Source organism: Bacteroides sp. GM023, from assembly GCF_014750685.1.
GTDB lineage: Bacteria > Bacteroidota > Bacteroidia > Bacteroidales > Bacteroidaceae > Bacteroides.
The window spans coordinates 310,410-323,078 of the sequence record NZ_JAAXGE010000014.1 but is presented as its reverse complement, the minus strand read 5'-3'; the positions used below and the strand labels follow the sequence as shown (position 1 = coordinate 323,078).

The following is a 12,669-nucleotide window of genomic DNA, read 5'->3' as shown; positions in this document are numbered from 1 at the left end:
TTAATTTAAAACAAAACAGAATTTTAAGAAAATGAAAACAGCATTATTAGCAGTAGGAACCTTGTGTTTCATGGCAAGTTGCACGCCGGAAGTGACGAGTTCAAAAGGCATCGTTTGTGATGCAAGTATGAATACGGTTTCAATCGTTACAGATAAGAATGATACGCTTTCATTCAGTACGATGGATGCGAATAAAGAAGAAGTGAACGGCTTGCTTCTGAACGATACACTGGAAGTCTTCTATGCCGGAAAATATACTCCGGGGATGCAAGCTACAAAACTCGTTCAGTATCCGCAATCTGCAAAATTGGGTGGCGACCGGGACGAACACGGATGTATCGGCTCTGCCGGCTATGTGTGGTGCGAGGTACAAAAAGATTGTATCCGTTTGTTTGAAAAGGGGATTCGTACGGAAGCTGTCGATGGAAATAATGTCTCTGCTTTCATCGTTTTCAGCCCGGATTCCACTCGTGCCGAACTATTCTTCTCTGACGGGCATGCCAATGAAATTTTGGAGAGACGTGGCTTACCTTCGGGCGGTTATGCATGGAATGTAGAAGATGATGATACAAAGAATGTACGTTTGGTGGATGGTTTGTGGACAATCAACCAAAGAGGTAATTTGATTTATACGCAGAAAACAGAAAAGAAATAAAAAGCAGAAAAGAAATAATCTGTAATTGGATAGAGGAGTGAAATCCCGATGCAAGTGTATATATGGCTTGCACCGGGATTTTTTATAGATAATCTTATTTCCTTTCCAAATTCATTATCGACGGAATGAAGAAGGCAAGTAATCCTGTCATTACAATGGCAATACCGCATATGACAAATACGTTGGCGATGCCGATGGCATCTGCTATAAATCCGGTCGCCAGTAATCCCAGTATGGAAGGTAGCAGACTGATACTGTCAAACAAAGAAAAGACACGTCCCAGGAAAGATACCTCAATTTGTGTCTGTAGCAAAGCAGTAAACGGACCGGAATAGAAGGGCATGGATATCCCCTGTACAACCGCCATGATAGCATAAATAATAAATGCCGAAGGAGGAAGCAATCCGGTAATAAAGATAGAAACTCCCACTATGACATAAGACAGATTTATCATCACAACCTTTCGGACACGTGGATTCCATATCCCCAGTAAAATACCACCCACTAATGCTCCCGAACCGAAAAGAAGTTCTATCAGACTGACCTGATAGGCAGTTCCCGAGAAATTTTTCAATGTCATCAGTGGAATCAGGGCAACAACGGGCATGATGAAGAAAGTGATGAGTATCTCGGTCACCGTCACCCATTTCAACCCCCGGTTGCTGCGAATCGCTATAAAACCGTCTTTCATGTCGCGGAGTACATTATTCGTCGTTTCCGTTTCTGTTTTCTCCGGATTAGGGATGAAGACAAACAACAGTGAAGTGCAGGCAATAGCTGCCCCAACAACATCGAGCAACATAACTACGCTCATATTCGTGCTGACAATCAGTGCAGCACCCAGTACAGGGCCACAGATATTGCATAATGCCTGTATGGTCTGATTGATACTCGCAATACGGGTCAGTTCTTTTTCCGGTGCAAGCAATGGTATGGATGATTTCATGGCAGGCGCATGAAAAGCGCTTCCGATAGAACGGAGCATAAGCAACAGATAAATCTGCCAAATTTCGATAACATCCAAGTAGAATAGCAACGCTATGACAGCCGAACAGAGTGCCACGAAACTATCCGCCAATATCATCGTCCATTTCCGGCTCCAACGGTCAACGAATACTCCGGCAAAAGGACCTAATACAACTTGAGGCAACAAGGCGGCAATAGTGGCAAGCGAAAGAACTTCCGCAGAACCAGTCTCGAGACTAATCCACAGAACAATGGCGAACTGGGCAATAGAACTGCTAAGAATAGAGAACAGTTGTCCCGACCATATAATGATAAATTTCTTTTTCCAATTATTCATAATACTTCATTGATTATGGATGATGATAGTGGGTATTGCCTGTCTGCATATGAAAATGGCAGGGGATATACCGTAATACCTGAATAATAAACAATTAATAAAGAGAAATAGTCTTTATAATTCTCTGTTTTCCTGTGACGGAGAAAAGAAATAGGGAATAGGAAGCCCAGCTAAGAGAGCTCCAAATGAGGAACAAAGATTGTGAATTGGTAAATGACTTTCATATATAAGTTAAGTTTTCGATTCGGCAAATGTAGGGAAAAAACGGCATTTCCTTATAACACAGATTCATAAAAAAAGAAAATACAGCTTGAAATAGTTTTTATAAAACTCTAATGGAATTCTAATAGCGTTCTAACGATTCTCTAACAGTCTTCTGAAGTGCATCCGCTTACCTTTGCGACCGGAAAAACGGTTCTAACTATATTATTAGGAATTATGATGAAGAAAAGAGAATTACAAATGCTCTTAATTTGTAGTGTATTATTAATTACTGCATGCAAGAGTAAGCAGAGAGAAGAACAGCAAAGTGGTTACCGTATGGAAGGTGACACAGTATATGTCACAGACCCTATTTTATCAGAGAAGATAAAGATAGCGGATGCAAAACTCGAACCTTATTCCAAGGAAGTGATAACGTCCGGTATGGTACGTCCTATTCCTACGCGCTATGCTTATATTGCCCCGCCCTTTGCAGGAAGAGTCATGAAATCATATATACAAGTCGGGCAGTTGGTGAAGCGGGGAACTCCTTTGTTTGAAATCAGTTCACCCGATTTTACCACGGCACAAAAAGATTATTTCCAGGCTCTTTCGTCACGGGAACTGGCTAAGAAGGATTTGAAACGTAAGGAAGACTTGATAAGAAACGGGGTTAGCTCGCAGAAAGAACTGGAAGAAGCGCAGAATGCTTTATTGATGGCTGATAAAGAGTTTGAAAATGCTTCTGCCGCATTGGAAGTATATCAGGTGGAACAGCCGGAGCATATGACACTCGGACAACCTCTTGTGGTTCGTTCTCCTATTTCGGGAGAAATCATAGAGAATAACATCGTGACCGGACAATATCTGAAAGATGATGCCGAACCTATCGCGATAGTTGCCGACTTGTCCGAAGTTTGGATTACGGCGCAGGTGAAAGAAAAAGATATTCGTTTTATCAATGCGGGTAGTAGCCTGGATATTGAAGTGTCGGCATTGCCCGGCACGGTGATTAAAGGCAGTGTCTATCATGTTGAGGAAGCAGTTGACGAAGAAACCAGGTCTATAAAGGTACTTTCTGTTTGTGAGAATTCGAAGAGACATTTAAAATTGGGTATGTACACTACTGTACATTTTCTTAGTGCCCCCATTGAGCAGGTACAGATTTCGGAGAAGGCTTTGTTGCAGGGAGAGAAAGCCAGTTATGTATATGTGCGGGTCGCTCCTGAAGTCTTTGTGAGAACAGCGGTGGAAGTGGAAGCTACCAAAGGCGGAATAGCTGTAATCAGTAGCGGGTTGCACCCGGGAGACAAAGTAATCAGTGAAGGTGGATATTATTTAAAGTAGAAGATTATGAAGAAGGATTTAATGCTTTCAGTTATACAGAAAAGATGGGTGATGCTTTGTTTGTTCGTGATGATGAGTATTTTCGGATACTATTCATGGACACAGCTTTCCATAGAAGCCTATCCTGATATTGCAGATGTCACGTCGCAGGTTGTCACCCAGGTGCCGGGACTGGCCGCCGAAGAAGTGGAACAACAGATTACTATTCCTTTGGAACGTGCTATCAACGGTCTGCCGGGTATGCACGTCATGCGTAGTAAAAGCACATTCGGGCTGTCTATGATTACGATTGTGTTCAAGGACGGAACGGAAGATTATTGGAGTCGCCAGCGGGTACAGGAAAGACTGAACGAAGTAGAATTACCTTATGGAGCGGTTCCGGGGCTCGACCCGCTAACCTCACCTGTGGGAGAGGTCTACCGTTATATTATAGAAAGTGACCGCCATTCGCTTCGTGAACTGACAGACCTTCAGAACTGGGTGATTATTCCCCGTATCAAAGAAGTGTCGGGAGTGGCGGACGTAACAAATTTCGGTGGCATCACTACACAGTTCCAGGTGGAAATCAATCCCCATAAACTGGAACAATATAATCTGTCGCTTAACCAGGTTATCGAAGCTATCGAAAATAACAATGCCAATGTAGGTGGTAGTGTTTTGAGCAGGGGAGACTTGGGGTATGTGGTACGAGGTATCGGATTGATTGAGAATTTGGACGATTTAGGACATATCGTAGTGAGCACGACGTCTGGTGTTCCTGTTTTTTTGAATGATATAGGTTCTTTGAAGTACGGTAATTTGGAACGGAAAGGGGTATTGGGATATACAGACCGTACCCGCAATTATTCCGAAAGCCTGGAAGGGATTGTGCTTCTTCTGAAACATGAAAATCCGTCCAAAGTGCTGGATGGTATTCATGCGACAGTGGATGAATTGAATAATGAAACCCTGCCGGAAGGTGTGCAAATACATACTTTTCTTGACCGTACGAACCTGGTAGATACAACTTTGGATACAGTATCCCATACTCTCCTGATGGGAATGGCTTTGGTGATTATTGTGCTTATCCTGTTTTTGGGTAACTGGCGTGGGGCACTGCTGGTTTCTGTCACGATTCCCGTATCCTTGCTTATTGCTTTTATCCTTATGCATCTCACGGATATTCCTGCCAATCTTTTGTCGCTCGGAGCCATTGACTTTGGAATAATTGTAGATGGGGCTATCGTTATGCTGGAGACTATTCTCAAGAAACGGGAAGATAATCCCGGACAGTACATAGAAGAAAAAAGCATTGCGCAGCGTGCCAAAGAAGTAGGCCGCCCTATTCTTTTTTCAACCATTGTTATCATAACAGCCTATTTGCCCTTATTCGCTTTCGAACGTGTCGAGCGCAAACTTTTCACTCCAATGGCATTTACGATGAGTTATGCGATGATTGGCGCTCTGATGGTTGCTCTTTTGTTGATTCCGGGACTTGCTTATGCTATTTATCGCAAGCCGCGCAAGATTTATAAGAATAAATGGCTGGAGAAACTGAAAGAGAAGTATACCGGTGTGATAGCGAAATTGGTAGAGAACCCCATGAAGGCAATTGTACCTTCAAGCCTGGTTCTGATAGCAGGCATCGTATTGAGTGCCGTTGTAGGGAAAGATTTTCTGCCGGAGTTGGATGAAGGTTCTATTTGGTTGCAGGTGAATCTTCCACCCGGCATTTCCGTGGAGAAATCGAGAGAGATGTCCGATACCCTTCGTGCCCGCACGATGAAATATCCCGAAGTAACTTATATCATGGTTCAGGCAGGGAGAAATGATGATGGTACCGACCCGTTCACCCCTTCGCATTTTGAAGTTTCTATCGGTATAAAGCCTTATGATGAATGGCCGAAAGGAAAGACCAAGAAGAATTTGATTGATGAACTGGAAGAAGAGTACAAGACACTGCCCGGCTTTAGAGTAGGATTCAGTCAACCGATGATAGACGGCGTGATGGATAAGATTGCCGGTGCACATAGTGAATTGGTCGTAAAAGTGTATGGAGAAGATTTCCGGGAAACACGCCGCATCGCAGAGGAAATAACACGAGTACTGGGAACAGTGAAAGGGGCTGTTGATTTGGATATTGACCAGGAACCGCCATTACCTCAACTGCAAATTATCATGAACCGGGACGCGATTGCCCGGTACGGGCTGAATGTGTCGGATGTCGCTGATTTGATAGAAGTAGCAATCGGTGGGAAGGCTATCGCGCAACTTCATCAAGGAGATAGGCAGTATGATATTACCTGTAAATATAAAGAAGAAGCACGGGATACTCCTGAAAAGATAGCCGGACTGATGCTGACTTCTTCTACAGGAGCTAAAATTCCTCTTTCACAGGTTGCCGATGTGAAACTAAGTGTTGGCGAAAGTACGATTACCCGTGAAATGAACAGGCGTCATCTGACGGTAAAATTGAATTTGCGTGGACGCGACCTGGCATCTTTCCTGAAAGAAGCGCAGAATGCTATCCATGAAAGGGTGAACTATGATAAAAGTAAATATACAGTGAAATGGGGAGGAGCTTTTGAGAATCAGAACAGGGCTTATACCCGCCTTTCCATTATTCTTCCCTTGACGTTGATGTGTATGTTTATCTTGCTCTATGCTACATTCGGGAAGTTCCGCCAGGCGGGGTTGGTATTATCCATTGTGCCATTAGCTCTTTTCGGAGGGATGCTTGCCCTTAATGTACGCGGGATGACATTGAATGTATCTTCTGCGGTCGGTTTCATCGCAATGTTCGGGCTTTCCATACAGAACGGTATTATTATGGTATCTCAAATAAACAGTTTACGTAAAGGTGGAATGGAACTGAAGAAGTCTGTTATTGAAGGGGCACGCCAACGTTTCCGTCCCATTCTGATGACTTCCGTCACCACAGCGCTTGGGTTATTCCCTGCATCTTTGGCAACCGGAATCGGCAGCGACGTACAACGTCCTTTAGCGACGGTTATCGTATATGGATTAATGTTCTCAACACTCATTTCCATGTTTGTGCTTCCGGTTTTCTATTATCTGATTGAGAAGAATGTTTTAAATAAAAAGAAGGATGATGAAAAAGAATATACGCTCTAATATTGTATTTCTCTTGTTGATTGTGGAAGCAATGTGTATCTCTGCTTTTGCGCAACTTCCTGTGAAAACTTCCCACCAGGATATTTCTTTCGAAGAATATCTGAACAGGGTGGGGAAGAATAATCTGAACTATTTGGCGGAAAAGTTGAATGTGAGTATAGCCGACGCGGAGATGGTTGCTAAGAAAGTATTCCCCGACCCGGAACTGGGATTTGAAGCCGGTAATGAAACTTTCTCATTGGGACTTTCTTATTCCTTGGAACTGGGAAATAAACGGGGAGCACGTATCCAGTTAGCACGAAGTCAGGCCGAGCTTGAAAAATTGACTTTAGAACAGGGATTCCAGGAGCTGAGGGCGGAGGCTGCCAATCTTTTCCTGGAAGCGATTCTACAAAGGGAGCTACTCAAAGTACAGCAAAGCTCCTACGAATATATGTTGAAATTGAGCCAGTCGGACAGTTTGCGTTATGTGGCCGGAGAGATTACGGAGAATGACGCACGCCAGTCGAAACTGGAAGCTGTCACTTTGCTCAATACGGTTTATGGACAGGAAGCAGCGTATCAATCTGCATTAGTTATGTTGAACAGGCATATGGGAGTTGCTGCGGATACTCTCCATATTCCGTTTGGTAATTGGGATGAATTAAGCCGTGAGTTTGATTTGCCGGAACTGGTTAAAGTCGGTTTGAATAATCGCATAGACTTACTTGCTGTTCAGAAAAGTACAGAAGTCACTACCCGGGAGTATAGGTTGACGAAGGCGGAACGTCGTCCGAATATCGGTCTGTCTGTCTCTTATGAAAGGGACTGGAACGGTTTTCTTCCCCCGGCCCGTTCTGCCACTGCGGGAATATCTGTTCCTCTCACCTTTTCAAATATAAATAAGGGGGCTATCAAAGCAGCAAAATTTCGTATTACCCAATCTGAAATAATTGAAAAAGATTTGGAATTACAAATACAGGCGGAGATTACTCAGGCATGGTTCGGCTATGAAGCGGAGAAAAAGAAAGTGGCTCAATTTAAATCGGGAATGCTTGAAGATTCTCAAAAGGTACTGGATGGAATGGTATATAAATACAAACGTGGCGAAACTAATATTTTGGATGTATTAGTGGCGCAACGTACCTATAATGAAGTGCAACAGGAGTATCTTGAAACAATGAAAGGATATGTTACGTCATTGGTAGAGCTTGAAAAGTCTTGTGGAATTTGGGATATACGTTTCTAAAGAACAGATGTCTTATCCGGCTTTGCTATCAATACTGATTGTGAAGCCGGATAGTTGTAGTTAAAATGTCAAATCATTGAGCGATATTCTTCCTGCTTTTTCTTAGGTAGCTTTTTTATGACTTCCTCTACCGAATGACTAATCAACTCTTTTATAAGCTTATCAGATACATCCCCTTCTAAATAAACAGTAATCCAATGTTTCTTATCAGAAAAAGGTCCCCAAAAAATGTCCTCGTATTGCTCTATTAATTCTTCTGACTTTTCAGGAGCACATTTCATGTCAGCCCAAAATCTTCCATCCTTCGGTCGTAATGTAGCAAAGGTGAACATTTTGTCCATAACTTTAAAAACTAAAGTGTTTTCACCAAATGGCATACATTCTGTTGCTCCCTTGACTGATAAGCAATATTCTCTATATTCTTCGATATTCATGGTTTCTCCCTTTATCCTTTTTCAAAAGACAAACATACATAAAATTTGAAGATTTTTGTGTATGTTTGCTCCGTATAATCTACTGGTTCAATAAAATGCATGCCGGAATGAAGGTTATATTCCGGCAATATAAATTATAATATTATGAGAAAACAGGTATTTCTGCTTGGTCTTTTATTGTCTTTCTCTTTCGTGATAAGAGCGAATGATTTAAAACTTTGGTATAAACAACCGGCAAAAACTTGGGTGGAAGCCTTGCCATTAGGAAACTCCCGGATGGGAGTAATGGTTTACGGAGGCACTGCTCGTGAAGAATTGCAGTTGAACGAAGAAACGGTATGGGGAGGTAGTCCCTACCGGAATGATAATCCCGAAGCTTTAAAACATTTGGAAGAAGTACGTGCATTGATATTTGCTAACAGAAATGCGGATGCACAGCAACTTATCCAAAAGACATTCTACACGGGAAAAAACGGAATGCCATATCAAACTATAGGAAGCCTGATAATTAGTAGTCCGGGGCATGATCAGGTAACAGATTACTATCGTGATTTGGACCTAGAACGTGCTGTGGCGACTACCCGCTATAAAGTAGATGGCGTAACTTTTCAACGGGAAGTTTTCACTTCTTTTGCTGATAATGTAGTAATTGTCCGTTTGACGGCAGACCAGTCCGGGAGATTAAACTTTACGGCAAGCTATGAATCTCCTTTGGAGAATAGGGTAGTGCGGAAAGGAAAGAAACTGATATTGACAGGAAACGGGCAGGCGCATGAAGGTGTCGAAGGAGCTATCTGTATGGAAACACAAACACAGGCAGATGTGGAAGGTGGAAAAATGACAGTAGATAATCAACGGATTGTTGTGGAAGGAGCAACAACTGCTACTTTATATATTTCGGCTGCTACCAACTTTGTAAATTATCAGAGTGTGAAAGCCAATGAAAGCAAGAGGGCTGCGAACTATCTGAAAACTGCAATGAAACGTCCTTATCAAAAAGCACTGGCTGAACATACCGCATTATATAAAAAACAGTTCGACCGTGTGAAACTTGATTTAGGAACAAGTAAGGCTGCGGAGAATGAAACCACAGAACGTGTGGCTCGCTTCAATGAAGGAAAAGATGTTTCTTTGGCAGCATTGATGTTCCAATTTGGTCGTTACTTATTGATTTCTTCCTCACAACCGGGTGGACAACCAGCCAACCTTCAAGGCATATGGAATCACAAACTATTAGCTCCTTGGGATGGAAAATACACAATCAATATTAACACAGAAATGAACTACTGGTCTGCTGAAGTCACTAATTTGAGTGAAACACATCAACCTTTATTTGAAATGGTGAAAGAACTGGCCGTGACCGGACAGGAGACAGCGCGTACAATGTATGGTGCAAAAGGATGGGTAACTCATCATAATACAGACCTTTGGCGTGCTACGGGGCCGGTAGATAGTGCTTTCTATGGTACATGGCCGAATGGCGGAGCCTGGTTGACAACTCATTTGTGGCAACATTATTTATACACAGGCAATCAGGCATTTTTAGCTGAAGTATATCCTGCTTTGAAAGGTGCGGCAGATTTCTATCTTACATTTTTAGTGAAGCATCCTCAGTACGGATGGATGGTAAGCGCGCCTTCCATGTCACCGGAGCATGGCCCGGGTGGAGAAGATACGCAAAAGGCTTCTACCATTGTTGCCGGATGTACGATGGATAATCAAATTGTGTTTGATGTATTGAGCAATACCTTGGAAGCTTCCAAAATATTAAATGCTCCGGTTGCTTATCAGGATTCTTTGAAATCGATGCTTGACCGTTTGGCTCCTATGCAGATCGGTAAGTATAACCAATTGCAGGAATGGCTGGAAGATATGGATAATCCGAAAGACCATCATCGCCATATATCTCATGTATATGGATTATTTCCAAGCAATCAGGTTTCACCTTATTCCCATCCCCTTCTTTTTCAGGCTGCCAGGAATACATTGTTGCAACGCGGAGATGAAGCAACAGGTTGGTCTATTGGCTGGAAAATCAATCTTTGGGCGAGATTGTTGGATGGAAATCATGCTTTCCGTATGATTAGTAATCTGTTGAAACTGTTGCCTAATGATGATTTAAGGAAAGAATATCCGCAAGGACGTACTTATCCGAATCTATTTGATGCGCATCCGCCTTTCCAAATTGATGGTAATTTCGGATATACTGCCGGAGTCGCAGAGATGTTACTCCAAAGTCATGATGGAGCGGTTCATCTATTACCCGCTTTACCGGATGTTTGGTCAAAGGGAAGCGTAAAGGGATTAGTAGCCCGTGGCGGTTTTGTCGTAGATATGGAATGGGACGGCGTACAGTTGAATAAGGCTGTTATTCATTCCCGTTTAGGAGGGAATTTGCGCTTACGTTCCTACGTTCCATTACATGGTGTTGGCTTGAAGGAAGCGGAAGGGAAAAATCCGAATCCTCTTTATAAAGAAGCGACTATCAAAAGTCCGTTAATCTCGAAAGAAATAAACCCGCAATACCCTGCTTTGTATAAGGTATATGAATATGATATAATGACTGAACCCGGACAGGAATATACAGTAGAACGGGGTGGAAATTATAAAAACTGATTCGTTGATTTTGAATAGATGGATTTATAAATACATGATAGTAGAATTCTTCTACATATAAAAGATTAATCTTATGACAGAAAAAGAAAAAATGCTTGCCGGAGAAATATATGATTGCGGCGATTCGGAATTACTCCAACGTTGGCATTATGCAAAGGAACTTCAGCTCCGATATAATAATACGGATAGCCGGAACAGTGAAGAATTATCTGCTATTTTGGATGAATTATTAGGCTCGCATGGAGATAATGTTTGGATTTCGGCACCCTTCTTTGTCGATTATGGAGAGAATATACATATAGGCAGTCATGTTGAGATAAATATGAACTGTGTCTTTTTGGATTGCAATCGCATTACGATTGGAGACAATTGCGGTATAGGTCCTGGCGTCCACATCTACGCAGTCACTCATCCTGTGAATCCGACGGAACGACTATCTCAAAACAGCCAGTTTTGGAAGTCACTCACTGCTCCGGTTACAATAGGAAATAACGTATGGATTGGCGGTAGCTCCGTTGTCTTGCCGGGAGTTACTATTGGTGATAATGTGACTATTGGAGCCGGAAGTGTGGTAACTAAAGATATTCCGGCGAATAGCCTGGCAGTCGGAAATCCTTGCCGGGTTATACGGGAAGTTTAGTTATGCTGTCAAAGCATCCGTTTCAACTTCGCCCTTATCCGGCTCAGGCTTACCGGAGTCATTCCTAAATAAGAAGCAAGACATTCAAGTGGCATTCTCTGCAATAATTCAGGGTTATCCTGTATTAGTTTCATGTATCGTTCCGATGCTGTCGTAAACAGTAGAGAGATAAGCCTTTCCTCTGTTTGCAGAAACTCTGACTCTGCAAACTTACGTCCCCAATTGGCAATATGAATATCTTTCTCAAATAATCCGTGTAAGTCTTTACGCTTTAATAGATACAACTCAGAGTCTTCCATAAGTTCCATAGACTCATATCCTTGTTGATTATTCACATAACTTTTTAACGAGACAATGGTAGAACCTTCCTTTCCAATCCAAAAGGTAACCTCTTTACCATCCACAGGAATATAAGCCCTGACAATCCCCTTTCTAATGAAATAGATATTTGTCTCGGTTTTACCGGCTTCCAAGATATGATACCCTTTAGGATAATTCACTCTTGACAGACGTTCTACCAACTTATCCGTAGAAGTCTCCGGCATAAGGTATATCTTATTTATAATTTCGTGTATATCCATAATTGTATCCAATCATTAATAGCATCCAATCATTTTCTGCAAAAATACGAAAAGTTACGATAGAAAAAGAAGATTAATTCATCCTCTTATGCAGTCATTTCTTATCAAATGTAAAGTGAAAGCTCCGGCAATCGGACTAATTTAGCAATCTAATTTAAAAGGAGGAAGATATGAATTGGATAATATTGATTATTGCCGGACTGTTTGAAGTCTGTTTTACTTATTGTCTGGGTAAAATAAAAGGAACAGTGGGACCTGAATACTATTTGTGGGGGACAGGATTTGTTGTATCTGTAACATTGAGTATGTTGCTTTTGGCAAAGGCGACACAGACATTACCGATAGGTACTGCATACCCTGTTTGGACAGGTATAGGAGCAGTGGGGACAGTGTTGGTCGGAATTCTGTTCTTCCATGAACCTGCCACTTTGGGACGATTGTTCTTTATGACGACTTTGATTATTTCGATTGTAGGATTGAAACTGATATAATCAGAGAAAGTGGGGGCTCTGCTCAATACTTTCTATAAACTAATAGAATTGTAAAGCGG

At 42.1% G+C, this 12,669-nt stretch carries 10 protein-coding genes; 7 read left to right on the top strand and 3 right to left on the bottom strand.

The features are described 5' to 3' along the window. Positions 1 to 31: 31 nt before the first annotated feature. Positions 32 to 655 (top strand): hypothetical protein, encoded by a 624-nt coding sequence (locus tag HC965_RS23865; protein ID WP_191033825.1) that lies wholly within the window; start codon positions 32 to 34, stop codon positions 653 to 655. A gap of 94 nt (positions 656 to 749) precedes the next feature. Here HC965_RS23865 and HC965_RS23860 read toward each other — a convergent pair whose 3' ends face one another. Further along, on the bottom strand, positions 750 to 1,958 hold the full coding sequence (locus tag HC965_RS23860) for an MFS transporter (RefSeq protein WP_191033824.1): 1,209 nt from the start codon (positions 1,956 to 1,958) through the stop codon (positions 750 to 752). 438 nt (positions 1,959 to 2,396) lie between these two features. Between HC965_RS23860 and HC965_RS23855 the strand changes: the two genes are divergently transcribed. From HC965_RS23855 to HC965_RS23845, 3 genes are read left to right on the top strand one after another with little or no spacing between them, the layout of a single operon-like run. Further along, a complete protein-coding gene (locus tag HC965_RS23855) occupies positions 2,397 to 3,506 on the top strand; it encodes an efflux RND transporter periplasmic adaptor subunit (RefSeq protein ID WP_191033823.1) in 1,110 nt (369 codons plus the stop codon). A gap of 6 nt (positions 3,507 to 3,512) precedes the next feature. Further along, complete coding sequence (locus tag HC965_RS23850) at positions 3,513 to 6,620, top strand: efflux RND transporter permease subunit (RefSeq protein WP_191033822.1); 3,108 nt, start codon at positions 3,513 to 3,515, stop codon at positions 6,618 to 6,620. Continuing rightward, the gene (locus HC965_RS23845) at positions 6,598 to 7,848 is read left to right on the top strand and encodes a TolC family protein (protein WP_191033821.1); all 1,251 of its coding nucleotides are present in this window, start codon (positions 6,598 to 6,600) and stop codon (positions 7,846 to 7,848) included. The genes HC965_RS23850 and HC965_RS23845 overlap by 23 nt, the downstream gene beginning before the upstream one ends. 68 nt (positions 7,849 to 7,916) lie before the next feature. On the opposite strand, the gene HC965_RS23840 is transcribed toward HC965_RS23845, so the two are convergent. After that, a complete protein-coding gene (locus HC965_RS23840; RefSeq protein WP_191033820.1) occupies positions 7,917 to 8,282 on the bottom strand; it encodes an MmcQ/YjbR family DNA-binding protein in 366 nt (121 codons plus the stop codon). 144 nt (positions 8,283 to 8,426) lie between these two features. Between HC965_RS23840 and HC965_RS23835 the strand changes: the two genes are divergently transcribed. Both HC965_RS23835 and HC965_RS23830 read left to right on the top strand, forming a co-directional pair. Then, complete coding sequence (locus HC965_RS23835) at positions 8,427 to 10,898, top strand: glycoside hydrolase N-terminal domain-containing protein (RefSeq protein WP_191033819.1); 2,472 nt, start codon at positions 8,427 to 8,429, stop codon at positions 10,896 to 10,898. Between the two features lie 73 nt (positions 10,899 to 10,971). Then, positions 10,972 to 11,538, top strand: coding sequence for a sugar O-acetyltransferase (locus HC965_RS23830; protein WP_223855003.1), 567 nt, complete (start codon positions 10,972 to 10,974; stop codon positions 11,536 to 11,538). 8 nt (positions 11,539 to 11,546) lie between these two features. On the opposite strand, the gene HC965_RS23825 is transcribed toward HC965_RS23830, so the two are convergent. Beyond that, positions 11,547 to 12,119 carry a Crp/Fnr family transcriptional regulator gene (locus HC965_RS23825; RefSeq protein ID WP_191033818.1) on the bottom strand — a complete coding sequence of 191 codons (573 nt, stop codon included), beginning with the start codon at positions 12,117 to 12,119 and terminating at the stop codon, positions 11,547 to 11,549. 170 nt (positions 12,120 to 12,289) lie between these two features. Between HC965_RS23825 and HC965_RS23820 the strand changes: the two genes are divergently transcribed. Further along, positions 12,290 to 12,610: a multidrug efflux SMR transporter gene (locus HC965_RS23820; protein ID WP_191033817.1), complete on the top strand. Its 321-nt coding sequence runs from the start codon at positions 12,290 to 12,292 to the stop codon at positions 12,608 to 12,610. The last annotated feature ends 59 nt before the right edge of the window (positions 12,611 to 12,669 follow it).

Coding starts and splice junctions, on each gene's coding strand:
- HC965_RS23865 (WP_191033825.1), top strand. CDS start 32: ATGAAAACAGCATTATTAGCAGTAGGAACCTTGTGTTTCATGGCAAGT.
- HC965_RS23860 (WP_191033824.1), bottom strand. CDS start 1,958: ATGAATAATTGGAAAAAGAAATTTATCATTATATGGTCGGGACAACTG.
- HC965_RS23855 (WP_191033823.1), top strand. CDS start 2,397: ATGATGAAGAAAAGAGAATTACAAATGCTCTTAATTTGTAGTGTATTA.
- HC965_RS23850 (WP_191033822.1), top strand. CDS start 3,513: ATGAAGAAGGATTTAATGCTTTCAGTTATACAGAAAAGATGGGTGATG.
- HC965_RS23845 (WP_191033821.1), top strand. CDS start 6,598: ATGAAAAAGAATATACGCTCTAATATTGTATTTCTCTTGTTGATTGTG.
- HC965_RS23840 (WP_191033820.1), bottom strand. CDS start 8,282: ATGAATATCGAAGAATATAGAGAATATTGCTTATCAGTCAAGGGAGCA.
- HC965_RS23835 (WP_191033819.1), top strand. CDS start 8,427: ATGAGAAAACAGGTATTTCTGCTTGGTCTTTTATTGTCTTTCTCTTTC.
- HC965_RS23830 (WP_223855003.1), top strand. CDS start 10,972: ATGACAGAAAAAGAAAAAATGCTTGCCGGAGAAATATATGATTGCGGC.
- HC965_RS23825 (WP_191033818.1), bottom strand. CDS start 12,119: ATGGATATACACGAAATTATAAATAAGATATACCTTATGCCGGAGACT.
- HC965_RS23820 (WP_191033817.1), top strand. CDS start 12,290: ATGAATTGGATAATATTGATTATTGCCGGACTGTTTGAAGTCTGTTTT.